At 71.2% G+C, this 23,119-nt stretch carries 22 protein-coding genes; 11 read left to right on the plus strand and 11 right to left on the minus strand.

What is annotated here, in order from left to right; translation table 11 throughout:
• Window positions 1-520: 520 nt before the first annotated feature.
• From ACIF6L_RS24615 to ACIF6L_RS24625, 3 genes are all read left to right on the plus strand, one after another.
• Window positions 521-1,450: an alpha/beta hydrolase gene (locus ACIF6L_RS24615; protein ID WP_396491159.1), complete on the plus strand. Its 930-nt coding sequence runs from the start codon at window positions 521-523 to the stop codon at window positions 1,448-1,450.
• 559 nt (window positions 1,451-2,009) lie between these two features.
• On the plus strand, window positions 2,010-2,330 hold the full coding sequence (locus ACIF6L_RS24620; protein WP_396491160.1) for a hypothetical protein: 321 nt from the start codon (window positions 2,010-2,012) through the stop codon (window positions 2,328-2,330).
• 1,115 nt (window positions 2,331-3,445) lie between these two features.
• Window positions 3,446-4,726, plus strand: a complete 1,281-nt coding sequence (locus ACIF6L_RS24625) for an RICIN domain-containing protein (RefSeq protein WP_396491161.1) — start codon at window positions 3,446-3,448, stop codon at window positions 4,724-4,726.
• 363 nt (window positions 4,727-5,089) lie between these two features.
• Here the strand turns inward: ACIF6L_RS24625 and ACIF6L_RS24630 are convergent, their stop codons facing one another.
• The 6 genes from ACIF6L_RS24630 to ACIF6L_RS24655 form a co-directional block, all read right to left on the minus strand.
• Window positions 5,090-5,362: a hypothetical protein gene (locus tag ACIF6L_RS24630; RefSeq protein ID WP_396491162.1), complete on the minus strand. Its 273-nt coding sequence runs from the start codon at window positions 5,360-5,362 to the stop codon at window positions 5,090-5,092.
• A 378-nt stretch (window positions 5,363-5,740) separates the two neighbouring features.
• Window positions 5,741-6,403, minus strand: coding sequence for a hypothetical protein (locus tag ACIF6L_RS24635; protein WP_396491163.1), 663 nt, complete (start codon window positions 6,401-6,403; stop codon window positions 5,741-5,743).
• Window positions 6,404-6,897: 494 nt separating this feature from the next.
• Window positions 6,898-7,335, minus strand: coding sequence for a PPOX class F420-dependent oxidoreductase (locus ACIF6L_RS24640; RefSeq protein WP_396491164.1), 438 nt, complete (start codon window positions 7,333-7,335; stop codon window positions 6,898-6,900).
• 203 nt (window positions 7,336-7,538) lie between these two features.
• Window positions 7,539-7,712 (minus strand): RICIN domain-containing protein, encoded by a 174-nt coding sequence (locus ACIF6L_RS24645; RefSeq protein ID WP_396491165.1) that lies wholly within the window; start codon window positions 7,710-7,712, stop codon window positions 7,539-7,541.
• 347 nt (window positions 7,713-8,059) lie between these two features.
• Window positions 8,060-8,464 (minus strand): hypothetical protein, encoded by a 405-nt coding sequence (locus ACIF6L_RS24650; RefSeq protein ID WP_396491166.1) that lies wholly within the window; start codon window positions 8,462-8,464, stop codon window positions 8,060-8,062.
• 212 nt (window positions 8,465-8,676) lie between these two features.
• The gene (locus ACIF6L_RS24655) at window positions 8,677-8,904 is read right to left on the minus strand and encodes a hypothetical protein (RefSeq protein ID WP_328954395.1); all 228 of its coding nucleotides are present in this window, start codon (window positions 8,902-8,904) and stop codon (window positions 8,677-8,679) included.
• A 517-nt stretch (window positions 8,905-9,421) separates the two neighbouring features.
• Between ACIF6L_RS24655 and ACIF6L_RS24660 the strand changes: the two genes are divergently transcribed.
• The 3 genes from ACIF6L_RS24660 to ACIF6L_RS24670 all read left to right on the plus strand — a co-directional run bounded on the left by ACIF6L_RS24660 (window position 9,422) and on the right by ACIF6L_RS24670 (window position 12,041).
• Window positions 9,422-9,625 (plus strand): cold-shock protein, encoded by a 204-nt coding sequence (locus ACIF6L_RS24660; protein WP_030918248.1) that lies wholly within the window; start codon window positions 9,422-9,424, stop codon window positions 9,623-9,625.
• Window positions 9,626-9,990: 365 nt separating this feature from the next.
• Window positions 9,991-11,529 carry a DEAD/DEAH box helicase gene (locus ACIF6L_RS24665; RefSeq protein ID WP_396491167.1) on the plus strand — a complete coding sequence of 513 codons (1,539 nt, stop codon included), beginning with the start codon at window positions 9,991-9,993 and terminating at the stop codon, window positions 11,527-11,529.
• Window positions 11,530-11,660: 131 nt separating this feature from the next.
• The gene (locus ACIF6L_RS24670; RefSeq protein WP_396491168.1) at window positions 11,661-12,041 is read left to right on the plus strand and encodes a CBS domain-containing protein; all 381 of its coding nucleotides are present in this window, start codon (window positions 11,661-11,663) and stop codon (window positions 12,039-12,041) included.
• Window positions 12,042-12,865: 824 nt separating this feature from the next.
• Here ACIF6L_RS24670 and ACIF6L_RS24675 read toward each other — a convergent pair.
• The 3 genes from ACIF6L_RS24675 to ACIF6L_RS24685 form a co-directional block, all read right to left on the minus strand.
• Complete coding sequence (locus ACIF6L_RS24675; RefSeq protein ID WP_396491200.1) at window positions 12,866-13,144, minus strand: MerR family transcriptional regulator; 279 nt, start codon at window positions 13,142-13,144, stop codon at window positions 12,866-12,868.
• Between the two features lie 1,366 nt (window positions 13,145-14,510).
• A complete protein-coding gene (locus ACIF6L_RS24680) occupies window positions 14,511-14,942 on the minus strand; it encodes an Hsp20/alpha crystallin family protein (RefSeq protein WP_396492576.1) in 432 nt (143 codons plus the stop codon).
• Between the two features lie 351 nt (window positions 14,943-15,293).
• A complete protein-coding gene (locus ACIF6L_RS24685) occupies window positions 15,294-15,686 on the minus strand; it encodes a winged helix-turn-helix transcriptional regulator (protein ID WP_396491170.1) in 393 nt (130 codons plus the stop codon).
• Between the two features lie 110 nt (window positions 15,687-15,796).
• On the opposite strand from ACIF6L_RS24685, the gene ACIF6L_RS24690 reads away from it, so the two are divergent.
• The gene (locus ACIF6L_RS24690) at window positions 15,797-16,627 is read left to right on the plus strand and encodes an enoyl-CoA hydratase/isomerase family protein (RefSeq protein WP_396491171.1); all 831 of its coding nucleotides are present in this window, start codon (window positions 15,797-15,799) and stop codon (window positions 16,625-16,627) included.
• A 35-nt stretch (window positions 16,628-16,662) separates the two neighbouring features.
• Here ACIF6L_RS24690 and ACIF6L_RS24695 read toward each other — a convergent pair whose 3' ends face one another.
• Window positions 16,663-17,934 carry an FAD-dependent monooxygenase gene (locus ACIF6L_RS24695; RefSeq protein WP_396491172.1) on the minus strand — a complete coding sequence of 424 codons (1,272 nt, stop codon included), beginning with the start codon at window positions 17,932-17,934 and terminating at the stop codon, window positions 16,663-16,665.
• Between the two features lie 221 nt (window positions 17,935-18,155).
• On the opposite strand from ACIF6L_RS24695, the gene ACIF6L_RS24700 reads away from it, so the two are divergent.
• On the plus strand, window positions 18,156-19,046 hold the full coding sequence (locus tag ACIF6L_RS24700; protein ID WP_396491173.1) for a LysR family transcriptional regulator: 891 nt from the start codon (window positions 18,156-18,158) through the stop codon (window positions 19,044-19,046).
• Window positions 19,047-19,148: 102 nt separating this feature from the next.
• Here ACIF6L_RS24700 and ACIF6L_RS24705 read toward each other — a convergent pair whose 3' ends face one another.
• Window positions 19,149-20,138 (minus strand): AraC family transcriptional regulator, encoded by a 990-nt coding sequence (locus ACIF6L_RS24705; protein WP_396491174.1) that lies wholly within the window; start codon window positions 20,136-20,138, stop codon window positions 19,149-19,151.
• A 424-nt stretch (window positions 20,139-20,562) separates the two neighbouring features.
• Here ACIF6L_RS24705 and ACIF6L_RS24710 point away from each other — a divergent pair, with 424 nt between their 5' ends.
• The 3 genes from ACIF6L_RS24710 to ACIF6L_RS24720 all read left to right on the plus strand — a co-directional run bounded on the left by ACIF6L_RS24710 (window position 20,563) and on the right by ACIF6L_RS24720 (window position 23,111).
• On the plus strand, window positions 20,563-20,694 hold the full coding sequence (locus ACIF6L_RS24710) for a hypothetical protein (RefSeq protein WP_396491175.1): 132 nt from the start codon (window positions 20,563-20,565) through the stop codon (window positions 20,692-20,694).
• A gap of 97 nt (window positions 20,695-20,791) precedes the next feature.
• Window positions 20,792-22,060, plus strand: a complete 1,269-nt coding sequence (locus ACIF6L_RS24715; RefSeq protein WP_396491176.1) for a YcaO-like family protein — start codon at window positions 20,792-20,794, stop codon at window positions 22,058-22,060.
• The gene (locus ACIF6L_RS24720) at window positions 22,053-23,111 is read left to right on the plus strand and encodes a GNAT family N-acetyltransferase (RefSeq protein ID WP_396491177.1); all 1,059 of its coding nucleotides are present in this window, start codon (window positions 22,053-22,055) and stop codon (window positions 23,109-23,111) included. Before ACIF6L_RS24715 ends, ACIF6L_RS24720 begins: the two co-directional genes overlap by 8 nt.
• The last annotated feature ends 8 nt before the right edge of the window (window positions 23,112-23,119 follow it).

Below are 23,119 nucleotides of genomic sequence, written 5' to 3' on the forward strand. Positions count from 1 at the left end.
CGATCTCACTACGACTGAAGCCCCGGCCACGTCGACGCGCCACCCTCGCCACTCCGGCCCGCACGCGGCTCAGCTCGGCACGCTGCCGGGTCTTTTGGCAGCCGAACACACGACGGCCCCGTCGCACGCCGCCCGCGCCGCGCCTACGGCTCCGGTTCCAGCCCAGCAACGGCAAGGACTCAGGCAACGGCGGAACATCAACGGCGGCGACGGTGATCCGCGTGGCCGACGCTCCCAGCCGGCCAACTGTCGCGGGAGGGGCATGACCCAAAAGGCAGCCGACGTCAGATGACTGAGGTGCCGCTGCGGCGCCCAGCGGAACAGTGGACGGGAAAGCCCGGCCGCCCGGTGACCGGACCTACCGCAGGGCGGGCAGGGCGTCTGGAAAGCCGCGGCCGAGGGTGGCCGAGGCCCTCCCCGCGCGAGCACAACGACAAGGCGACCCGCTTCCAGGAACCGCGGGTAGCCCTCGACGGGCGAGGGAATGCAAGCACCCCCAACTGACAGGAAACTCTGCCCCATGCCCAGGACGGACGTCCGCTTCGACAGCGCCGGCATCAGAATCGCCGCACACCTCTACATTCCCGACAACGCTGCCCAGGGTCCGCTCCCTGCGCTGGTGGTCGGTCACCCCGGAACAGGAGTGAAGGAACAGACCTCCGGCACTTACGCGCGACAGCTTGCGGAGCGTGGATTCCTCACCCTCGCCTTCGACGCGGCCCACCAGGGCGAGTCCGGCGGCCTTCCACGAGGGCTGGAGGACCCGGCCCAGCGGGTGGAGGACTTCAAGGCCGCGGTGTCGTACCTGCTCACCCGCGAGGAGGTCGATGCGGAGCGGATCGGCCTGCTCGGTATCTGTGCCTCGGGTGGCTACTCACTGGCTGCCGCGAGCGGTGACAGTCGGGTGCGGGCGGTGGCCACGGTGAGCACCGCCGACCCCTCGCGCCAGTTCCGGTTGGGGGCCGACGGCAGCCAGGACCCGGCTGTTTTCCGGACTCTGCTGGTGGAAGCCGCCCGGGCCCGTACCGCCGCTGCCCGTGGCGAGGAGCCCGGCGTGATGACGATGTTCCCGCAGACCGCCGAGCAAGCACGCGCCCTGGGCGGTGAGCACGGCGTCGAGGGGTTCGAGTACTACTGCACCACGCGTGGCGCGCACGAGCGGTCCGCCAAATTCCTGGCCTGGGAGAGCGTCGACCGGCTCGCCGGCTACGACCCGTTCTTCGCCGTCCCGCTGATCGGCCCCCGCCCAGTCCTCCAGATCATCGGGGAGCGAGCAATCACCGCCTGGATGGCCGTCGAGGCACACCAGCGTGCCACCGGCCCCAAGGAGATCCACTGGATCAGCGGAGCCAGCCACGTCGACCTCTACGACAAGGCCGAGTACATCGACCCCGCCGTCGGCAAACTCACCGCCTACTTCGCTCGCCATCTGGCCGGCGTCACCGACTGACGGTCCAGGCGGGGCCACCGGATCCCCGCCGAAGAACACGGCAGAGAATCTGCGGAAGGGTGCTCCTGCGCCAGCTCTCATGCCTGCTGCGAAACCTCCCCCAGGCGGCCCCCGCCGTGTGAACGCGTCCGACGCGGCCAGCGGAAGTGCGGGAAGAGGTCAACCGCCTCCCATTCGTCGCACGCATAAGACCCCCGGGTGCCACCGCGAGATATGTGCGAAAGCCCTGAAACCCCCGGGAAAGGAATGAAGTCGAATTCTCACGTCAAGCGCTGGCGACTGCTTCCAGTCGCGCTCGTCGCGGCCACATCCGTCCTCTTCTTCTCCAGCTCGGCAGCGTTCGCCGCAGAACCCGGCGAGAGCAACGGGTGGAGCCAGGAGATCGAGAACAACGCGCCGGTCTACTCCGACGGAGACATGTCCGAAGCCCGTGACGGCAACACGCTGGTCCAGGTCTGGCGCGGGTGGACCAACAACAACGTCTACATCTCCGTGAACCACGGAGCCCCCGTCCAGATGGCCGGCGCCCAGACGAACGTGGCGGGGCACGGACAACCAGGTGAACGTCATCCGCCAGAACTACGGCTCCGGCAGCTGGCAGTCCCAGGAGATCCTGCCTGGAGTGCTGACAGATGCCCAGCCGGCGATTGCGATGGCGAACAACGGGCGGGGCCAGATAGCGGTTCGCCAGCAGGGGACCCAGCGGCTTCAGTTGGCCTCGGTCTTTGCGACCGGCGGCTGGACTGGCGGTTGGAGCGCTGAAGTCAACGGCTTCGTCGCCCGGTACGGTCCCACACTCGTCGCGTACGCCGCGACCGTCTACCTCCTCGCTACCACGGCAAGCGGAAGCATCTGGTGGAAGCAGTCCCGCCAGTTCTGACCCTCTGGACCGGCAGGCTTTCGCTCAGTCCGAAGCGCCCGCGAAGGGGCTGTCGCGCGGCCGGGCCCTCCACGCCCGGCTCCGGACGCGACGGTTGTCACGATCCCGACTGGCGGGGAACCTGCGCTTGTCCGAGCGCGCCTGTGTCCTGTCCCCACAGCGCACATCCCCGACCTCCCGCGCACCTGCGAACCTGGCACCGGAGTCCCACTCCTCGACGTCCATGCCCTCGTCGCGCAGTTCAGCGGGTCGTACGTCACTCCCGCAAGGCGTGCACCACGCGGGCTTTCGACAGTTCTCGCATATTCGTCCTCGGTGAGCTCGAGCGACCGCATCCCACCGTTGTCATGGTCCTCCGGCCGATCAGGCAGTCGAGATCACCGAAGCAGCGCGAGCACCGCCTCCTTCGGTACCGAGTGACTGAGCACCCCTCCAGAGGATCCCCACCCTACGTGGCTGACGACGTGAGGACGGTCTGACCTGCACCGCTACTCGACAGCTGTGGATAGCCGGCCGGGAGCACACCAGGTACGGGCACCTGGCGGATGCGCCGTGCGGCGGCCGGTCAGCGGCATGGCGTCGGGACCGAGCTGTCGGTGCGCCGGCTGTTCTGCGACGACAGCGGGCCAGCGGGTGACGTCCGCGGAGCAGGTCGAAGGGCTGATCTTGCCGCTACGGTCGGCGCACGCGCGTCCCGCAGCGGATGCTCGCGGCACTGGGTGTGGTCCTGGCAGCCCGCGCGGTGGCAGGTCCGGGGCTGCTGCTCGGTGTGCGGTGAGGCCGTCCGCCCCGCCCCGCCGGCCAAGAGGACACCACTTCCATGAAGTCCTGGAACACCCACGACCACCGCATCGCCGACACCGGGCACGGCATCATAGTGGGGATTTCCGTCATTTCACGGATGGAAGGTGGCTGATTTGAAGGAATGCCTCCTCACTGGCGGTAACTGTGTGAATACTTTGTGCATCGCATCGTGATGGGACGTGCGCACGGGCCTTGGAAGCTCCGGCTCGCGTCGTCGTTCCGTTCGAAGCGTTTCTCCCGGCAGTTCGCACCAGCACCTCCAGTCATGCCGCTGATGGCCTCTCGCGCACGGGCGGCAGGAAGGAAATCGCATGTCCCTCCCCTCGACACTGCGGCGCTGCGGCGCCGCGGTGGCGGCTGCGGCGCTCTTGCTGTTCGCCCCGACGCCGGCGCCGGCGTCGGCTGTCGACTTCGGTCTCGGCGGCAACGTGTCCCTCGGCTGGTCGGTCCCCAACGCGCCCTCGGGGCATCTGACCAACATCACCTTTCCGATGGCGGTCAACCCGGCGAGCGAGCAGACCGGCCTCTACTACGCCCAGCAGTTCAGCGTCGCCAACGGCCGGACCGGTTACACGGGCCTGCAGCCCCAGCCGACCAGCGGCAACACCCAGCAGTTCCGTGCCATCTTCTCGGTGTTCGCCTCCGGCGGCGCCGGCACCCCCGGAGACACCTCCAGCAACGACCCCAACTGCCGACCGGGCGCCGACGGCGACGCCGGCCAGTCGTGCTCCGTCCTCTTCAACGCCGTATACGGCCACACCTACAACCTCACGGTGAAGCGGACCGCGAGCACGTCCACCACCAACACCTGGACCGGCGACGTGTACGACTCCGCCAACCCCCAGCAGCTCGTGGCCCACATCGGCAGCTGGACGGTGCCGAGCGGTCTGCTCACCTCCTCGGGCAGCGGGTTCGTCGAGTACGTCTACTACAACGCCGCCGGCACCTGTGCTCAGAACACTGTGTCCGACGCCTACTTCGGCGGCCCCAGCAGTACGGACGCGGGCGGCCTGTCCGGCGTGGTCAACAACGTCTACGAGTACGGCAGCTGCGCGGGTCAGTCCAATTTCGCCAGCACGCCGTCGGGGTCGGGCCAGCACGTCGTGCGCGGCTTCACCAGTACCAGCCCCATCAAGGGCTCGGCCTCCGGTCTCTGCCTGAACTCGCCCAGCCAGGAGCCCTGGGGCGCGCAGACGAACATCGTGGCCTGTGACGGCACCGGAAAGCAGATCTGGAAGTTCCTGCCCGACTCCCCGAGCGTGTCCACCTCCCCGGTGCCCACCACCCCCCTCAGCCCCCAGGGCGTGATCCAGGGCTTCCTGCGCCTGGGCGCGACGGACCCCCGCGGCTACGACGTGTGCCTGGACAACAACGGCGAGAGCACTCCGGGCGGCAAGGTGACCGTCTGGGGATGCGGCTCCCACAACACCAACCAGCAGTGGCGGCTCTACCCCGACGGCACCCTTCGCGCCGCGGGCTCGGGTCTGTGCATCGATGTCGCGGGCGGCGCGACCGGCAGCGGCAGCCTGCTCGTCCAGCAGACCTGCAACGGCGGCAACGGCCAGAAGTGGGTCCGACAGGCCAACCCCTGATCCGGATGGCCCCGGAGCGGCCCAAGCCCGACGGCGTCGTGGACGCCTGAACCGTGCGCGTACGCATAGGCGGCGCCCTCGCCCTGATGAAGGCGGGGGCGCCGTGGTGTACCGGGGAGGGTCAGGGCGGGATGCCGTCGATGATGTCACGGGCCCCCTGAGCGCCCCGGCCGATCTGACGATCACCCTCTCCTCGTCCGCCGCCACAGCGGCCCGGGCCCGCGACAACCCCGGCACACCCCCCCGGATCACCCCATCAACTCACCCAACGCCCGCAACGCCCGATCTATATCCACGACTTGAGGAAGCAAGCACTGGCTCGGCCAGTACGACGAAGCCGCCCCCGTCGCGGTCCGCGATGCGTCAGCCCAGAGCGATCGGCCCTTGCAACCGGTAGAACTGGCCGCTGGTGGGCGGCCCGTCGGGATTCGTATCCGCCGCCGGCGGCGGCGGGAACCCGACCCCCACGACGGGAGCCGATCCGGTCATGAGGGAGCGCGGAGCGATCACTTCCTCCCCGTCGACCACGACCTCGTCCTCGATGCCTTGCTCGGCTGCCGCCTGGGAAAGGATCTCCGCGACTTCTTCCGCGCTCTGGTCCTCACAAGGGGCGATGCGCACCACGTCGTCATTCACGATGCTCTCCAGCTGTCGGGGGAACCGAGGCGGTACCCATACCCATAGTCGTCAGCGCACCGCGCCCGGCCGCCCTCGCAATGCGAGAGAGTCCCAGCTTCACCCATATGAGTGCTGCTGGCATTCACGACGGGCGCGGTTGTGGCCCATCGATGCCCCTGCCGACGAAGCCCACCGCACCGAGGCTCGGGGAGCTCCTGCCACGCGTGGGCTGTCACTCTGCGCTACGCCCCGACTGCAGGGCCGCGGGCGAGCGGAGCGGGACCGACGACTATCGAAGGGCGGGCCGGTAAGATGGGCTGCCGGCCCGCCCTTCGCGACATCACTGCCCGCCGAGCGGACTGGTGGCCCGTGACGCGACGAGACGGCTGTCGCTGCTCAGTTCAGCTTGTTCAGGAGCCAGGAGCCGAGCTCCTTGGTGATCAGCGACTTCCCCGTGTTGGCGGCGCCGAGGGTGCTCTCGTCGAAGTCGTCGTCGTTCAGTCGGCTGGTGAAGTCGCCGCTGACCAGCTTGAACTTGATGGGCCGCAGCGGCCAGCCGCCCAGCCGCCGCAGGTCGGTGCTCTCCTCCTCGAAGGGCGCGCTGCCGTTGTAGGAGAAGTAGGTCTGAGTCCGGTGGTCCTGACGCTCCACTTCCATCTTCGTGAGGGCGTGACGAGCCGCCAGGGCGCCCCGGCCGATGCCGCCCACGGTGAGCAGGCCGTCGCCGTCCCACTCGTAGGCCGCCTGGTGGATGGCTCCGATCACCGCCTGCGACTGGTCGGCGAGCCGGGTCACGCCTTTGTTGTAGCCGACCAGGATGAGGTCGTAGCCGCGTGCGCGCAGTTCCCCGAGGAACGAGTACGAGGGGTCGTCGACGCCGGCCTCGAACGCGGCGAGGTCCGTCGGTTTCGTGGCCTCGGCGTGGGCCTCGGGCGTGGTGAGGTCTGCCGGGCCCTTGCCCTGGGCGGCGAGAATGAGCGGCTTGACGAGGGTGCTGCCGTTCGCGGGAAACACCCGCGCCGTGCCGTTCTTCAGGGTCCATTCCTGGGCCGATGCCATGGGTCCTCCTGCAGGTGGAAGGGGGCGGCGCCACTGCGGGCGGCGCCGTTGTCGCCGATCTTGTCTACTACAGGGCCGAGGCCCCAAGTGACGGCCGTCCGGGTGGTGTTCGGGCAGCAGCCAGACTTTTCGCCAGTCATGAGCAGACCAACCTTGACCCACCGGCGCGAGGCCGGGGACGGGAAGATCGAAGCCCCGGACAGAAGCTGTGGGGCCCGGAAAGTCATCGCCGCTGGTCAACCTGCGTATCGGTACTCGTCGATGACACCGCCGAGAACGCGGGTGCGCGGGAGTCGGCGGCCCGCGAGGTCGCCCACGGCGGTGGGAAGCGCAGGGATCCTGTGCGCCTGCCGGGGTCGGCGGCCATGTTCCGGGCCTGTTGTCCCCCCCAGTACCGGGTGGGGTGGGGGGTGACGCCGGCGCTGGCCGGGCGCCGCGTCGAGACTCGTTTCACCTGCGGCGATGACTTTCCGAGCCAGACAGCCGCCGTCGGGTCAGTCGGCGAACCGGGCGGCCGCCGGCAGCGGTTCGACGCCGACGACGCGGCGGATCCGGGCGGGCTCGATGAAGACCGTGACCCGCCGCTCACCCGGGACCCGCCAGCCGTACCGCTCGACGCCGAGGTACTTGTGCGCGAGGAGGTCCATCTGCCGGTCGGCCTGGTCGCCGGTCACGAACTCGACAGCCCGGCCGTGGATCTGGATCCGGTCGAAGGGATCGGCCGGATCGGCGTGGGAGAGGCACACGCGGGGGTCGTGGCGCAGGTTCCGCTCCTTGGTCCGGCCGAGGGAGGTGTTGAAGAAGACCCGGTCACCCTCGATGCCGATCCACATCGGTGTGACGTGCGGCGCGCCGTCCGCCCCGGTGGTCGCCACGAACCAGATCCGCGGTTCCGCCACGCGCGCCCGGATCTCCGCCGTCCATCCGCTCATCGGCCCTCTCCCGCTTCGGTCCTGTGGCGGCCCGGCGTCTCCCTGTCCGGCCGGGCCCGTCCGACGTTCCGTCAGCGTACTGAACCGGCAGGCGCGCTGTCGCCGGGCGCGCTGTCGGTGAAGCGGCGCGGGGGAGGCCGGTGAGAACGCCGCGGGCACGTTCTCACCGGCCGGACGGCGCAGCCCGGCGGCGGCGCACGGACTCAGGCCCGCACGAGGTCCCACACCTGGTTGGCGGCACCGGTGTTCGGTGCCTGGACCACCGCCGAGCCGGCCCCGCCGGACGCGGTCAGGGCCATCCCGGAGTGGGCCAGGGTGATGCTGGATCCCCTGCCGTGGTCACCCCAGGTACGGAAGGCCTCGTTGAGCCGGACCATGTCCCCCGCACTGGCCGGGTCGGCCGTGTTCGCGGTGCACGCGTACTGGATGAGACCGGTGGTCGCCGTGCTCGCACCCGGTACGTCCAGGCACTTCCCACTGTGCTGTGGCCAATGGGGGCCCCGGTGCTGACCGCACTGGTGACGGGCGCCCTGATACTCGCCTTCTGGCTAGCTGACCCGGGCCGGGGGCGTCACAGCGGCCCGGCCGGCCTCGACCGGTCGCCGGCCGTTCAGCTGGGTGCGGGTGTGCGTCGGTGATCCCCGGCCAGCGGCGGCCGGTGGACAGGATGACGAGGAACTGGCCGCCGCCCGCCTCGCCACGTCCAACGCCTCTGTTAGGACTTCTAAGCGGCGGCGGTTCGACGTGCCGGTCGGGTGCGCCGCGGTGCGGGGCAGATCGGAGCAGTCGTGAGGGCCGGGGCATCGCCTGGATCGTGTGGGCCGGCGGTGACGAGGAGGTCGGTTCCGAGGGGGGCTACGGTGAAGCCCGCGGCGCCGAGGATCTCCGACAGGGCGAGTATGAGCGCGTTGCGGATGCCGCGGAACTCGGTGCGCCCGGCGGCGTCGGCGGGATGCGGACAGGCCTGGAGGGAGGGGCCGATCAGGTCCTGGCCGGGACTCCAACCCAGCACCAGGCCGGCCCCCGGGCGCTGCCGAATGGAGAGCCCGGCCGCCTCCGGCGGTGTTGGCTCGAACCCCCGGAGGGAAAGCACTGCGCAGACGGACTCAAACAGATGTTTGTCATCCACACCCGGAGATTATCGCCTGCCCGGCCCGCTGCCGGCCCTCAATGGCGTATCGTCACATGTCTTTTGTGCCACAGCGGGTGGGGTTCCAGGGCCGGACCGGTGGTCTCCGTTCGACCTGGGCCAGGGTGTGCGCGCCCCTGGATGGCGCTCCGTCCAGGGGGCGCACCGTGTGCGCTGCGGCGTTCGCGGCTGGGAGCCGCTGGCGTCCTGGGTCAGAGTTTGAACATGGCGGCGTAGGGCTGGGTGATGCGTTCCTGGCGCGATCCGAAGTCGACGAGTACCGCGATGTCGCTGTCGCCTTCGACGCCGATGGCCCGGCCGAGGCCGTAGGTGTCGTGGGTGACGCGGTCGCCGACGGCGAAGTGCTTGCGCGGTGCTTCGATCCGGGCCTTGAAGGGACTGGTGGGCAGGACGCGGCGGACTGCTGCAGATTTCGTCATTCCCTGCAGTATGCGCCGGAAATCGCGGGAGCGGGTCCTTCCGGCGCATTCAATTTCGCAGTTGCGGCAGGAATTTCGCGTAAGCCGTCCAGTACGCCCCCGGATGGCGGTGGTGGGCCTGGCGTATCGCTTTCGTGGGTCTCTCGCGGTTGGGGCAGGCGCTCGGCGCCCGCGCGACTCACCCTCCGAGGAAGGGCCAGTGGTCGACGCCGAAGGGGCGGGGTGCGTTTTCAATCTGGCTGCCGCGCAAGCGTGTTGACCGTCTTGGCGCCTCGCGGCCGGCGGCCCCGAGGAAGGGGCCGGGCGGAACCGGGGGTGAAATATCCGCCCGTGGTGGGCCCGGGCCTGCTACAGTGTTCTTAGTTGCAGTAGTGGTTCCCATGAACTTTGTGTGCGCCTGCCGATGTATCGCAGGCGCCTTTTTGTTTCCCGGCTCTTCCCCGGGTGGGTGCTCATCGCGGCGACTCGGAGCGCGCACTGTGCACGCTTCGGACAGCCCCTTGAAGGAGATTTCTTTATGGCTAATGGCACTGTGAAGTGGTTCAACGCGGAAAAGGGCTTCGGCTTCATCGAGCAGGAGGGTGGCGGTCCTGACGTGTTCGCCCACTACTCGAACATCAACGCCAACGGCTTCCGTGAGCTGCTCGAGGGCCAGAAGGTCGAGTTCGACGTCACGCAGGGCCAGAAGGGCCCGCAGGCCGAGAACATTCGTCCGCTGTAGTTTCTGCCACGGCACCCGCCTGGTAGCGAGGGGCCCGCACCGCGTACTTGATGCCCGGTGCGGGCCCCTCGGCATTGCGCCACCACGCTTTCCCCGGCCGTTTCCGGCCCCCTGGCTCCGCCGCCGGCGGCCATCCCCACGCGAGACGCCCAGCGCCGCGTCCGGATCGGCGCCCTGCCGTGACACCCACGGTTCGAGGTTCTTCGCTCCCGCCCTCCGCGGTGAGCGTCGACCTGAGGTGACGTGCCGCACGGTTTCACCGTCCACGCCCCGCACCACACTTTCGGCCCGTTCCCTCAAGGCCTCCTGCCGGCGCCCCGCGCTGCGGAGCCTCCTTGCGACGTGCCGCCCCAGGAAGGTTTCCCATGAACCGCTCCAGCCGCTCCTCGTACCAGAACGCCTCCTCCTCCCGTTCCGCCTCCTCCTCCCGTTCGGGCGGCGCCTATGGGTCCCGCGCCGGCGGCAGCTCCTTCTACGGTGACCGGCCTGCCGGCGGCCGGAGCTCCCGTCAGGGCGCCTCCGTTCAGGGCGAGTTCGCGATGCCGGTCAGCACCACCCCGGCGCTGCCGGCCGTCGAAGCGTTCGACGAACTGGACATGCCCAAGGCCCTGCTGTCCGTGCTGACCCGCCAGGGCGTCACCACGCCGTTCCCGATCCAGGCCGCGACGCTGCCGAACTCGCTGGCCGGCCGTGACGTCCTCGGACGTGGCCGCACCGGCTCCGGCAAGACCATCGCGTTCGGCCTCGCCGTGCTGGCCCGCACCGCCGGCCGGCGCGCGGAACCCCGCCGCCCGCTGGCCCTGGTCCTGGTCCCCACCCGCGAGCTCGCGCAGCAGGTCACCGACGCCCTCACCCCCTACGCCCACGCGGTGCGGCTGCGGATGGCGACCGTGGTGGGCGGAATGTCGATCGGCCGCCAGGCACAGGCACTGAACCGCGGGGCGGAGGTCGTGGTGGCCACCCCCGGCCGGCTCAAGGACCTGATCCAGCGCGGCGACTGCCAGCTGGACGGCGTCGGCATCACGGTGCTCGACGAGGCCGACCAGATGGCCGACATGGGCTTCCTGCCGCAGGTCACCGAACTCCTCGACCAGGTCGCCGAAGGCTGCCAGACGATGCTGTTCTCCGCCACTCTCGACCGCAACGTCGACCGCCTGGTGCGACGCTTCCTCAAGGACCCGGTCACCCACTCGGTGGACCCGTCCGCGGGCGCGGTCAGCACCATGGAGCACCACGTGCTGCATGTGCAGAACTTCGACAAGTCCGCCACGATCGCCCACATCGCCTCCCGCGAGGGCGGGGTGATCATGTTCATCGACACCAAGCACGGCGCGGACCGCCTGGTGCTCGACCTGCTCGCGAACGGGGTGAAGGCCGCGGCCCTGCACGGCGGCAAGTCGCAGCCGCAGCGCACCCGCACCCTGGAGCAGTTCCGCACCGGTCAGGTGACCGCGCTGATCGCGACCAACGTCGCGGCCCGGGGCATCCACGTCGACGGGCTCGACCTGGTGGTCAACCTGGACCCGCCGGCCGACCACAAGGACTACCTGCACCGTGGCGGGCGCACCGCCCGGGCGGGCGAGTCCGGCACCGTCGTCACGCTGGTGCTGCCCAACCAGCGTCGCGAGATGGCCCGGATGATGACCACCGCCGCCATCACCCCCGTCACCACCCGTGTCAGCGCCGGCGACGAGGACCTGGCCCGCATCACCGGCGCCCGCGTCCCCACCGGCATCCCCACCGTGATCGCCGCCCCCGTCGTCGAACGCCCCCGACGCAGCACCTCCACGAGCCGCAACCGCCGCAGCCGCCCGGCCGCAGACGCCCGGGTCACCGCCGGTCGCGAGGGCCAGGGCTCCTCCGGCCGCCGCCGGGCACCCCGCCGCGTCGCCCTCGCCGCCTAGAAGTCAAGCGCGGGCCCGAGCCGTGCCCACGGTCCGGGCCCGCCCCCGGCGGACCCCGCCGGCCGTCCCACCGTCGTCCGTGCCCCGACCACCGCCGGCCCCGGCGGACACGACACCAAAGGAGTCCGCCGATGACCCTCACCCTGGACCGCACCGCCACGACCGCCACGGTCCGCGACCTCATGACCCAGCCCGAGCTCCAGATCAGCGACGACGTCATGCTCGACGTGGCGATCCACATCCTCGACAGCTCGGGCGCCGACCACCTCCTGGTCCGCGACGACGACGGCCGCTGCGCCGGGCTGCTGACCCGCCTGCACCTCGCCCCGTTCCAGGCCCGCTCCTGGACCACCGCACGGACCCCGGTCCGCGACCTCGTCCTCGGCGGGGCCCCGTTCGCCACCGCCGACATGCCGGCCGCCGTCGCAACCGCCGCCATGCGTGCCCGGGGCCTGGCCGTGTGGCCGGTGGTCGACCACGACGGCCACGCCATCGGCCTGCTCAGCCTCTGAACCGGGCTGCCGGCGCCGGCGTCGGCGCACCGGCAGTCGTTGCATCCGCCTGGAGGCGCTTCGCCTCCGCTCTAGGCCCGTCCTCCGCCCCAGAGCCCTCTCCAGGCTGTGGACCCAGAGGGACGGCGGGGTGTTCACGGGATCCTGGATCCCTTTGGCCGAAGCGGACTCTGCGGGGTATCGATCACCAGTTTCCGCAGGACAGAGGGTGTCTCCAGGGCGCTGCCCACCGCGGTGTCCAGGAGTGGGCCGGTGTCCCGGTCTACTTCGCCCATCGCGTCGAGCACGTGGCCGTCCGTTCCCGGCCGCAGGCGGAGGGCCAAGGCAGGACGGTGACCGAACTCTGCGGGGATGGTCACCGGGTGCTTCTTGCGGCCCGGTCTCCGCGGGCCGGGGCGCGCCCGCGTTGCGGGCGGCTGACCTGACGGTCCACACCCGTGCCGGGGCGGCTGGTGACCCGCCGACCACCCGCCCAGCGCAAGGGAACGGAGCGCCGACAGGAAGGCCCGGGCGATCCGGTCCCGGGTGCCGGTCGGTCGGGCGCAGTGGGAGCGCGGGCCCGGTACGGCCAACGAGAAGTAAGCCACCGGCCCACGCCGCAGGGCGCGTGTCATGAGCCGGCAAACCGTAGTGGATGAACGACCCGGAGGTGAATTCCGACGGGGCGGAGAGCTGTCCACCGGGTGGCGTGGAGCCGGCCTGCGCCGGTGAGGGGCCGTGCGGGTGGGAGTGGCCGGCCGGTGGTCGACGGGCTGGTGGCCCGGGGCGGCCTGCGGTGAGCACCTGTCGCTCACCGCGGGCCGGTCTCGTCGGCCGTGGGTGGGTCAGGTGTCGGCTGCGGGTTCCTGTCCGGCGTCGCGGCGGAGCTGTTCGTTGATGCGCAGGGCTTCTTCGAGTTGGTCTTCGAGGATGATGATGCGGCAGGCGGCGTCGACGGGGGTGCCCTGGTCGACGAGGTCGCGGGCGCGCATGGCGATCCGTAGCTGGTAGCGGGAGAAGCGGCGGTGTCCGCCGTCCGAGCGCAGGGGTGTGATGAGGCCCTGGTCGCCGAGGGCGCGTAGGAAGCCGGGGGTGGTGCCGGTCATCTCGGCGGCGCGGCCCATGGTGTAGGCGGGGTAGTCGTCGTCGTCGAGGGAGCCGGGGGTATGCGGTCGGATGGCTGTCGTGGTCACTGCACCTCTTCTTGTTGTGTCGGGGGACGCGCTGAGGGGCCCCGGGGCCATAGTGGCTCCCGGGGCCCCGAAAGGATTTACACCATCTACCGGCTCTCGGGCCGGGTTTCATGTGTCCGCACTGCCCCGGGGGAAGGGGCGTGCGGGGATCGCGTATGCGTGACCGGAAACCACCGTCCTTGCCTTGGGGTCTTCGGAATCCGCCCGGGTCGGTTCCTCACGGGCCGGGCGATCCTGATGGCGCTCTCTCCCCTCCGTTCATCCTCTGTACTGGCCGGTTACTGCGTACTGCGGGTACTTCCAACTGCTCGGTACTGCGACCTGCTCGGTACTGCTCATACGGGTACTGCGGTACTGCGGTCCTGCGAACTGCGGGGTAGCGCCAGCTACCCGGTACTGCTACGGCGGTCCTGATGGTCCGCCGGTTCCGGCAGCCAGCCCCGTTGCCCGTCCTGCTCAACCACTCGGCTTGGAACCCCACTGCCGGACTCCCAGCACGCGCGGCCCGCAGTCTGGGCGCCTTCACTGGGGTACCGCGTACTTCGACTGCCGGTACTTCCGAACTCAACTTCACCTACGAGTAATGCACTTGCCGTACTGCGGTACCGCTGGGTGGTGGCCCCTGATACCTGCGGGCCACCTGGCCCGGTCGCCAGCCCCGTCGCCGTCCTGCACCTGCCGTGGCTCCGGGACTCCGCTACCGCGCCGCCTTCTTCACGCCCACCTGCCCGGCGTGTCCTGCGAACTGCTCAACTGCTGGTACTGCGAAGTACTGCCCTTGCTGAACTGCGGTACCGCCGGGTAGCGGCCCCTGATACCTGCGGGCCGCCCGGCCCGGCCACCGGTCCCGTCGCCTTACTGCACCATCCCTGGCTTCAGAACCCTGCAACCGTGCCGACCTGCGAACTTCTGCACTGCGGCCAGCCAGTTCGTGTCTGGCTGGTACCTCTCGACTGCTTGCTACGAGAGAAACACTAACCGCGGTGCGCGGCAATGTCTACTCCAGCGGGCACAGATTTTCCGCGTCGGTCGGAGAGGTACTTCACGCCCCGCGCGCGGCGGGGTGGCCGGATCCGAGGGTGCGGCATGGACCCGCCGCACCGACAGGGCGTCGACCGGATCGCCCCTGGCCCCCAGGACGGGAGCGTCCAGCGGCTCGACCAGTTCGAGCAGAACCACGATGCCCACGGGTCAGCCGTGCCCGCCCGCGGCCGCGGGCGGGCGAAGCCCGGCAGGGCGCGGTGGCCGGTCGGTGCGGCAGGAACGGGGGGCGGACATCGACGCCGCATCGCCGGGGTCAGGCGGAGATGGCCTCGCGTGCGCCCTTGGCCGTGATGGCGATCTTGCGGGGGCGGGCCTTCTCGCTGATCGGCACGCGCACGCTCAGCACGCCCTGGTCGTAGTCGGCCTCGATCCGCTCGGTGTCCAGTGCGTCCCCCAGGAACACCTGCCGGGAGAAACGGCCCAGCACCCGCTCGTCCGCCAGCACCTCCGCGCCCTGCGGCACCCCGGACGCGCGCTCCGCGCGCACGGTCAGGACGTTGCGCTCCACATCCAGGTCGATGGTCTTCGGGTCGATGCCCGGCAGGTCCAGGCACAGCACGAACACCTCGCCGTCGCGGTAGGCGACCAGCGGCATCCCCGCCGGCTGGGAGACGGCGCCGACCAGCTGCTGGGTGAGCCGGTCGAGGTCGCGCACTCCGCGCAGGGAGTCGGTACGCATCAGCAAGGGGATCAGCTCCTCACAGTCGTGAACGGTCACGGGTGCCCACGGACGCCATGACGCCGGATCTGACCGGCGCTGTCCTCCCGCCTGGGCACCTCGACGAGAAAGTTATAGCGACGCCAGAGCTTTCTTGACAAGCAAGGGCTCAACTTTGGCGAGCAGGGTGCGCGCGACCCTTGGCGCGCTGCTGTCCGAAGGTCGCGGGTCCATCTGAGTACGCCCACCAGGGAGTTCGCGCTGCCGCGGCCCGGCCGCCAGGCCGACATCGGGCGAAGGTGCAGGCACAAGCCCCCCGGATCACCTTGCGCCCCTCCTGCTGACCGGGGGGCCCATGACCAGCAGCCCCGCCGACTACTAGGCGTCAGCCGCGGTGTCGTACGCTCGCTGACGTTCCTGGATCTCCGCGCTGTGCTCGACGGTCCAGTCGTAGAGCCGGCCGAACGGCTCGCGCAGGGACTCGCCCAGCGGTGTGAGCGAGTACTCGACGCCGACCGGTGAGGTCGGCAGCACCGTGCGGTGGATCATGCCGTTGCGCTCAAGACGGCGCAGTGTCTGGGTGAGGACGCGTTGCGTGATGCCCTCCAGGCTGCGCTTCAGTTCATTGAACCGGGTCGGCCGTTCCAGCAGTGCCATCGCCATCATCGACCACTTGTCCGCGATCTGATCGAGGATCGGCCGACTGGGGCAGTCCGCCCGGAAGACCGTCCGTGCTTCGGCGTCGGAGCGGTGCGGGCCGGTGTCCTTCATGATCCCAGGTTCTCCCAAAGTGCGTTCTTGACCGTCCGGGTGCCGTCGCCGACGGTAGGTATGCATGGCAAACCTACAGGCCCATCGGTTACCGGACGGGGAACCTCATGATGAACGATGTCTACTCGACTCTGCGTGTCAGCAGCCGGCACGGCGTCGCCCGGATCGTCCTCGACAGTCCCCCGGTGAACACGCTCGGAACGGCGATGATGCGCGACCTGCGGGCGGTGCTGACGGACCTCCGGGAGGATTCGTCCGTCCGCGTCATCGTCTTCTCAAGTGCCGACCCGGAGTTCTTCATCGCCCACGTGGACATGCGCATCGGGGACGAGCCGGACGCCCTTGAGGAACTCGCCGCATCGGCGCCGGCGGGCGCCAACGTGTTCCAGGCGATCGGCGAGTTGATCCGCCACCAGCCGCAGGTGACCATCGTGAAGCTGGCCGGGAAGGCCCGCGGGGGCGGGGCGGAATTCGTGGCCGCGGCGGACATGGCGTTCGCCGCCACGGAGACCGCAGGACTCGGTCAGATCGAAGCGCTCATGGGCATCGTTCCCGGGGGAGGCGGAACGCAGTACCTCCGGGACCGCGTGGGACGCAACCGCGCGCTGGAGGTGATCCTCACGGCGGACCTGTTCGACGCCGAGACGGCAGCGTCGTACGGCTGGATCAACCGGGCCCTGCCGGCCGCCGAGCTCGACGAGTACGTCGACGGCGTCGCCCGCAACATCGCCGCGCTGCCCGACGGTGTCATCGAAGCGGCCAAGCGTGCGCTGCCCGCCGATGACTTCACGGTAGGACTGCTCCGCGAGAACAGTGCCTGGGCCTCCACGTTCACTCTGCCGGCCGCTCAGCACCTGATCAGCGGTGGCCTGGAGAACGGGGCACAAACACCGGCCGGCGAACGCGACCTGGAGGGTCTGCTGCGGGGCCTCGCGCGCTGATGGCGGACCTCGTCCGCGAGCCCGGTCGGTCCGGCTCACCCACGGAGCGGCTCCTGCTCGGCGGCGGCGATGGCAGGGACGACCGTCCAGGAGGGGTGGGTGTTGACCTGGGTCACGGTGGCCCCGCCCAGCTGCTTGTAGCGGGCCGCGATCTCCTCGGCCTCCCCGACGGGCAGCACCCCGCCGCGCTCCTCGGCTCGGGCGATGGTCTCCTCCGGTCCCAGGCCGCGGTTGGCCAGCACGATCGCGTTCACGGCCGGCCGACGCATCCGGTCGTAGCGGTCGAGCGCGGCCACGGCGTCGTCCTCGCGCGCCAGGCACCAGGCCAGCACCCGGCTGTCGACGACGGACTGCGATCCTCCGTTCATGCCCATGGGGAACATCGGGTGCGCGGCGTCGCCGAGGAGGGTGACCCGTCCGAAGCTCCAGCGCGGCAGGGGGTCACGGTCGATCATCGGGTACTCGACGATCACCGGGGAGCGTTCGGCGATCGCCGTCAGGTCGATCCAGGGCAGGTTCCACGAGGACAGCCCGGCGCGGGCCTCCGCCGCGGGGACGCGACGGCCGGGGCCGCCCGCGGGCGGGGCGGACTGGCGGTGCCGCACCTCCAGCACCCAGTTCACCAGGGCGTCGGCGGTCGCGGTCGCGGGGTCCTCGATCGGGTAGGCGACGAACTTCGCGCCGGGGGTGCCGCCGGCCACCACGATCGAGCGGCCGTCGAGGACGTGCGGGAGCTGTGCGACCCCGCGCCACATGTGGACGCCGTTCCCGTTCGGGGGGCTCTCGTCCGGGTACAGCCGGCTGCGGACCACGGAGTCGATGCCGTCGGCGCCGACCAGCACGTCGGCGTCCTCGACCACGGGCAGACCGCTCGACCGGTCCAGGAAGTGGGCGCGGACGCCGCCGGCGCTCTGCTCGAAGCTCCGGAACAGCAGGCCGGTGCGGACCGAGTCCGGCCCCAGTCGCTCGCGTACCGCCGCGAGCAGCAGCAGCTGGAGACGGCCGCGGTGCACGGAGTACTGCGGCCAGTGGTACCCGGCGGCGCGTCCCAGCGGTTCCTCCCAGACCGTCCCACCCGTCCGGTCGCGGTAGCTCAGCAGCTGCGGGGGCAGTGCCACGGACGCCAACTCGGCGTCCAGCCCTAGTTCGGAGAGTTCCCGGACGGCGTGCGGCAACAGGTTGATCCCGACGCCGACCGCCTCGACGGTGCGCGCCGCCTCGTACACCCGGGGTGCGAAGCCGGCGGCGTGCAGGCTCAGGGCGCAGGTCAGTCCGGCGATGCCGCCGCCGACGACGGTCACTCTCATCTGCCTGTCCTCGCCCTTCGCCGGAGTTCACGGGGCCGGCCGACACCCTGCCACCAGCCTCGGGGAGCCGGCCGCGCGCGTCCAATACGCAGCGGTGATGGCGGTCGTCACGGTCGCTGATCGCACCGGTAATCGTCGTACCGTCATACCGCTGCGGCCGCAGGCCGCGACGGGGCAGCGCAACCCGGCTTTCCAGTGGCGGAGTTGATAGTTTGTCTGCCATGGAGCTCCGCACGCTTGAGTACTTCGTCGCGGTGGCGGAGGAGCGGTCGTTCACGAAGGCGGCGGCCCGCTGTCATGTCGTGCAGCCCGCGATCAGCCAGCAGATCCAGGCCCTGGAGAAGGAGTTGGGGGAGCCGCTGTTCGAACGGCTGCCCCGGCAGGTCGTCCTCACCTCCGGCGGCGCCGCGCTGCTGCCGCACGCCCGTGCCTGTCTGGCGTCGGCCGCGTCGGCCGTCCTGGAGTTCGCGGACCGCTCGGGCTTGCTCGGCGGCTCGTTCGCGCTGGGGACCGTCGGCGGTCTGGAGGGCACCGCCATCCCCCGGCTGCTGGGGGAGTACCACCGTCGGTACCCCCGGGTCGCGGTGACTCTCGCCGGGGCGTCGAGCCCGTCGCTGCTGGCGAAGGTCCGTGACGGGGAGATCGACGCGGCCGTGGTCGCGGGACCGCCGGACGGCGAACCCGCCGCCGTGGCCTCGCGCGTGCTCCTGGAGGACCGGATCGTCGCGGTCCTCCCCGCCGGAAGCCGGCCCGCGAACCGTCCGATGACCCTCGACGAGGCGGTCCGCGGCCCGCTCATCAGCTACAGCCCCGACAGCGGAGTGCACGCGTTCATCCGCGCGGCCTTCGCCGCGCAGGGGCTGCGGCTGGACATCGCCTACGCGACGAACGACGTCGCCCTCCAGCTCGCGCTGGTCGCCGAGCGGATCGGTATCGCCCTGACCTCCCGTGCGAGTCCGGTCCTCGCCGCCGACCGGCGCTTCGTCGTCGTTCCGCTGGAGCCCGCCATCCGGTTGCGGAAGGTGTTCGTGTGGCGGGCGGGCACCCGGCCGTGTGCGCCCCTGCGGGCCTTCCTCGACCTGTGGACGGAGCTGTCCGACCGACCGGCGTGAGCCGGGGCTGCCACCGGGGACGACGTCCGCGGGCGCGGGCGGTCGCAGACCTGCACGGGCCGACGCGGCGCCGGCGCACCGCCGGACCGGGGCACGAACGGGCTACGCCCGGAAGGGCGGTGACGGTTCGGCGCCGCCCTCCCGTACCGTGCGGCGGTAGTGGAGCGGGGCCATCCCCGTGACGCGTTTGAAGGCGTTGCTGAAGGCGCTCTCCGAGGAGTAGCCGAGGGCGGCCGCCAGGGCGGCGACCGACCTGTCGTCGTACCGCAGACCGTGTCGGGCCAGCCGTATGCGCCAGTTGCAGAGGTAGGTCAGGGGCGGAGCGCCGGCGACGGTCCTGAACCGAGTCGCGAAACTGGTGCGCGACATGGCCGCCGCCGTGGCCAGCTCGGCCAGGGTCCACGGGTGGGCGGGGTCTTCGTGCATGAGCCGCAGCGCCGGGCCGATGCGCGCGTCACCCAGCGCCCGCAGCCAGCCGGTGGGGAAGGCGTGGGCCTCGCGCATGAAGGCGCGCAGGACCTGGACGAAGAGCAGCCGGGCCAGGTGGTTCGCCGCGAACGTGGCGCCGGGCCGGTCCGCACGCATCTCGTGGAACGCCTGGGTGAGGAGCCAGCAGGCGGCCGCAGCCTCGGGCGTCGTGGCCCGCAGGTGCATCAGGGGCGGCAGAGCGTCGAGGAACAGGTCCCTCCCGGCGGCTTCGAGCTCGATGTGACCCCCGACCGCGACGGTCTCCGGGGCGCCCGGAGGCCCTGTGTGGTGGAAGGGCTCCACGGTCGCCCTCAGCAGCGGCAGGGCCTCGATCGGAGGCAGGCCCGGTGCGCTCGCCAGCACGTACCGCCGGTCGCCGGCGAGGACCACGACATCGCCCGCCTCCAGCAGGACCGGCGTAACGATCCCGTCCATCAGCAGCCAGGAGGTGCCTTCGAGGACCGCGTGCAGCTTCAGCCCGCCGGGCGCGGGAAACGCCAGCGACCAGGGGCCGGTGAAGGTGAGGCCACGGGTCAGCGAACAGCGGGCGCCGGCCAGTTCGAGTGCCGCGGCGATCGGGTCGCCCCCCATCGGGTGCGGGGACGGCGCGGGCAGGAGGTCCATGGCGGGACTGTCGCGCAATCCGCAAGGGGCGGGCAACCGTCCTCCGACCACCGGGAACCAGGCGCCGACCGGGGCCGGAACGCGGGCCCGTCGCCCGTGCGGGCCCCGGGGGATGCCCCTCCGGTCGGCGTCCGAAGGCCGGCGGGGCCCTTCGGCGGTCGGACACCGGGAGAGTGACTCCTTTCACCCGAACGCGGTATCCGGCAGCGGCGGTCCCGGACGGGGCTGCCCGGCTCCCGGGGAACGGCGTGGACGGCGGCGCGCCCGTGTGCGGACTCTCGCGCAAGTTACCCGTACGGACGAGCATTCACATGCGGCGACCAGTCGGTCACGATCGGTTGCGGCGCACACGCACGCTGTGCTGTGCGACCGGAGTCGGGCCGCCGACCGGTGGCCGGCTCCCCAGTTCCAGGAGGTAGTTCCCATGGGCGGATTCCAGGACCGCGACAAGTTCCACCCGGACGAGGTCGTGCTGTCGGTCGCCGAGCAGCGCATCATCGCCGAGATCGCGAAGGACGGCCAGGCCGACTCGGGCGAGTCCACCGACGAGGGCTGACACCGATCCGAGGGCATGAACAGCCAGGGGCGCCGGGCCGCGGTGGTCGCACACCGTCCACCGCGGGCCGGCGCCCCACCGAGCAGACGGGACGGCCGTGACCACCACCCCCACGCACACCGCACCTCCCCAGTCCGGGGAACGCAGCCTCCTCCCCGACGCGGCGTCCGGACGGGCTGCGGCCGCGATCGCGGCCCTGGGACTGGAGGCCGATCTCGCCCCGATCCTCGACGGCAGCCCCGGGACCTGGCGGTGCGTCCTGCGCCGAGCCGGAGTACCGCTGCGCACCGGGCTCGGACTGGGCAAGGGCGGCCGGGCGGAGGCCCGGGCGGGTGCGCTGTTCGAGGCCCTGGAACACTTTCTCAGCGGGGTCGACGGACTGGTCGGCGCGCCGATCCGGTTGGCCGGCGCCCACGGCGTCGCCCATGGTCCGCTCCGACCCGACATCGCCGCCGCGCTGCTGGTCCAGGCGCCCGATCACCCGCTGGGATGCCTGCCGTACCGGTCGCTGGACGGCGGCCCGGACACCGACGTCCCGCTCTTCCTGTCCATGCCCGAATACCTGAGACCGGCGGGCGACGAGCTGCGCCGGGAAGTCGGCGACTCCTACGACTACCGGTCGGTGGGCCGCTACTCGGTCAACAACGGCTGGGCCGCCGGGGCCGATCCGGTCGAAGCCGCCGTGCACGCGATCAACGAGCTGATCGAGCGCGACGCGCTGTCCCTGCTGCTGATCGGGCAGTTCCTGCGGGAACGGCCGCGACGGCTGGTCGTGGTCGACCCGGCGACGCTGCCCGCCGACCTCACCGCCCTCCTCGACTTCACCACCGCCCGCACCGGCCGGCCGGTGCACCTGATCGACATGACCACCGACCTGGGCGTGCCGGCGTACACGGCCTACCAGGCGCCGCCCCCGAGGCGGCCCGCGCGGATCTGCGGGTGGGGCGCGTCGCTCTCCCGCCGGTACGCGATCTCCAGAGCGCTGAGCGAACTCGTCCAACTGCACAGCACCATCGGCCTGCGGGAGGAGTACGCCGATCTGCTGCCCGCGCAGCGCGACGACACCGGCCCCTACCCGGGGCTGCACGCCTGCTACCTGTCCGACTTCGGCACCGCCCTGGAGGCCGCCGAGGTGCGCCCGTTCGAGCCGACGGCGGCGCCGGACACCCCGTACGGGCACCTCGACCGACTCCTGGGGCTTCTGCGGGAGCGCGGCTTCGCGGCGTACCAGCGCGACCACCACGTCACGCCGGACGCCGCGGTCGTCAATGTGCTGGTGCCAGGGCTGGAGCGGTTCATGCTGGTCACCGACGGCCAGGTCGTGGTGCCCGGTGGGCGCGGACTCGCGGAGGCCCGCGGTGAATGAGCCGGTGTGGCGCCCGCTCGCCCGCTCCGACGCGCGCCGCACCGCGGAGCTGCTGGCCGTCTGCGAGCGCGCCGACAGGACGGGCGACCGGCGGGGCGAGCAGGACGTCCAGGACGGCTGGGCCGCTTCGGGTATCGACCTGGCGGCCGGCACGATCTCCGCCTGGGCCGGACCGGAGCAGGTGGCACACGCGGTCACGCGGACGCGGGAACAGGCGGACCCCGTCCACGAGATGACCGTGGAGCTCGCGGTCCACCCGGCCCACCGGACCTCGGAGACGGCCGACCACCTCCTCACCTGGTGCCGTCGTACGGCCGCCCGGAGGCACCGGGAGCGGTTCACCGGCGCCCCGTTGGAGCTCCACGCCCGGACGCACGGCCGTCAGCGGTGGCTCGCGGGGGAGTTGGATGCCGCAGGGTACCGAAGGGCACGCAGCTACCGGGGCATGCGGATCGACCTGGCGCAGTACGCGGCGGCGGCCGCGCCGTTGCCGCTGCGCGGCACCGCGATCGTGCCGTTCGAGGACCGGTACGACGCGGAGCTGCTGGCCGCCCGGAACGAGATCTTCGCCGACACCTGGGGCAGTGTGCGGATGACGGCGGCCGTCTGGCGTCATTCCGTGACCGGTAGCCCGTACTTCCGCCCCGCGTCGTCCTTCCTGTTGCTGTCCGTCGAGCGCCGGGAGATCCTCTGCTACCTGCTCTGCACCGAACTCGCCGTCGCGGGCACCGAACGCGAGCTCTACCTCGCCAACGCGGGCACCCGCCCGGACCTGCACGGCCGAGGCCTGTACCGCGCCGTGTTCACCCACGCGCTCGCCCGGGCGAAGGCCCTGGGCTACCGGTGGGCCGTCGCGGACGTCGACTCCACCAACACCATGGCGGCCGGAGGCTTCTACGACCGCGTAGGCCTGCGCACCTTCCGCACCTGGACCGGGCACGTGCTGGAACTCGCGGGTACGGCGGAGAGCGGCCCCGTCCGAGGCGGTCCGGTAGCCGCTGCCCGGGCCGGGGCGAGCGGTCCGGCCCACGAGGGGACATCCGCGCGGTAGCGGCCCGC

This window comes from Kitasatospora sp. NPDC086009 (assembly GCF_044540385.1).
Lineage (GTDB): Bacteria > Actinomycetota > Actinomycetes > Streptomycetales > Streptomycetaceae > Kitasatospora.

Bases quoted from the DNA above. Each gene is read 5' to 3' on its own strand.
- ACIF6L_RS24710 (WP_396491175.1), top strand. From the start codon at position 20,563: ATGGGCGGATTCCAGGACCGCGACAAGTTCCACCCGGACGAGGTCGTG.
- ACIF6L_RS24665 (WP_396491167.1), top strand. From the start codon at position 9,991: ATGAACCGCTCCAGCCGCTCCTCGTACCAGAACGCCTCCTCCTCCCGT.
- ACIF6L_RS24685 (WP_396491170.1), bottom strand. From the start codon at position 15,686: ATGAAGGACACCGGCCCGCACCGCTCCGACGCCGAAGCACGGACGGTC.
- ACIF6L_RS24625 (WP_396491161.1), top strand. From the start codon at position 3,446: ATGTCCCTCCCCTCGACACTGCGGCGCTGCGGCGCCGCGGTGGCGGCT.
- ACIF6L_RS24690 (WP_396491171.1), top strand. From the start codon at position 15,797: ATGAACGATGTCTACTCGACTCTGCGTGTCAGCAGCCGGCACGGCGTC.
- ACIF6L_RS24705 (WP_396491174.1), bottom strand. From the start codon at position 20,138: ATGGACCTCCTGCCCGCGCCGTCCCCGCACCCGATGGGGGGCGACCCG.
- ACIF6L_RS24640 (WP_396491164.1), bottom strand. From the start codon at position 7,335: ATGAGCGGATGGACGGCGGAGATCCGGGCGCGCGTGGCGGAACCGCGG.
- ACIF6L_RS24645 (WP_396491165.1), bottom strand. From the start codon at position 7,712: ATGGTCCGGCTCAACGAGGCCTTCCGTACCTGGGGTGACCACGGCAGG.
- ACIF6L_RS24635 (WP_396491163.1), bottom strand. From the start codon at position 6,403: ATGGCATCGGCCCAGGAATGGACCCTGAAGAACGGCACGGCGCGGGTG.
- ACIF6L_RS24660 (WP_030918248.1), top strand. From the start codon at position 9,422: ATGGCTAATGGCACTGTGAAGTGGTTCAACGCGGAAAAGGGCTTCGGC.
- ACIF6L_RS24670 (WP_396491168.1), top strand. From the start codon at position 11,661: ATGACCCTCACCCTGGACCGCACCGCCACGACCGCCACGGTCCGCGAC.
- ACIF6L_RS24675 (WP_396491200.1), bottom strand. From the start codon at position 13,144: ATGGGCCGCGCCGCCGAGATGACCGGCACCACCCCCGGCTTCCTACGC.
- ACIF6L_RS24655 (WP_328954395.1), bottom strand. From the start codon at position 8,904: ATGACGAAATCTGCAGCAGTCCGCCGCGTCCTGCCCACCAGTCCCTTC.
- ACIF6L_RS24695 (WP_396491172.1), bottom strand. From the start codon at position 17,934: ATGAGAGTGACCGTCGTCGGCGGCGGCATCGCCGGACTGACCTGCGCC.
- ACIF6L_RS24615 (WP_396491159.1), top strand. From the start codon at position 521: ATGCCCAGGACGGACGTCCGCTTCGACAGCGCCGGCATCAGAATCGCC.
- ACIF6L_RS24700 (WP_396491173.1), top strand. From the start codon at position 18,156: ATGGAGCTCCGCACGCTTGAGTACTTCGTCGCGGTGGCGGAGGAGCGG.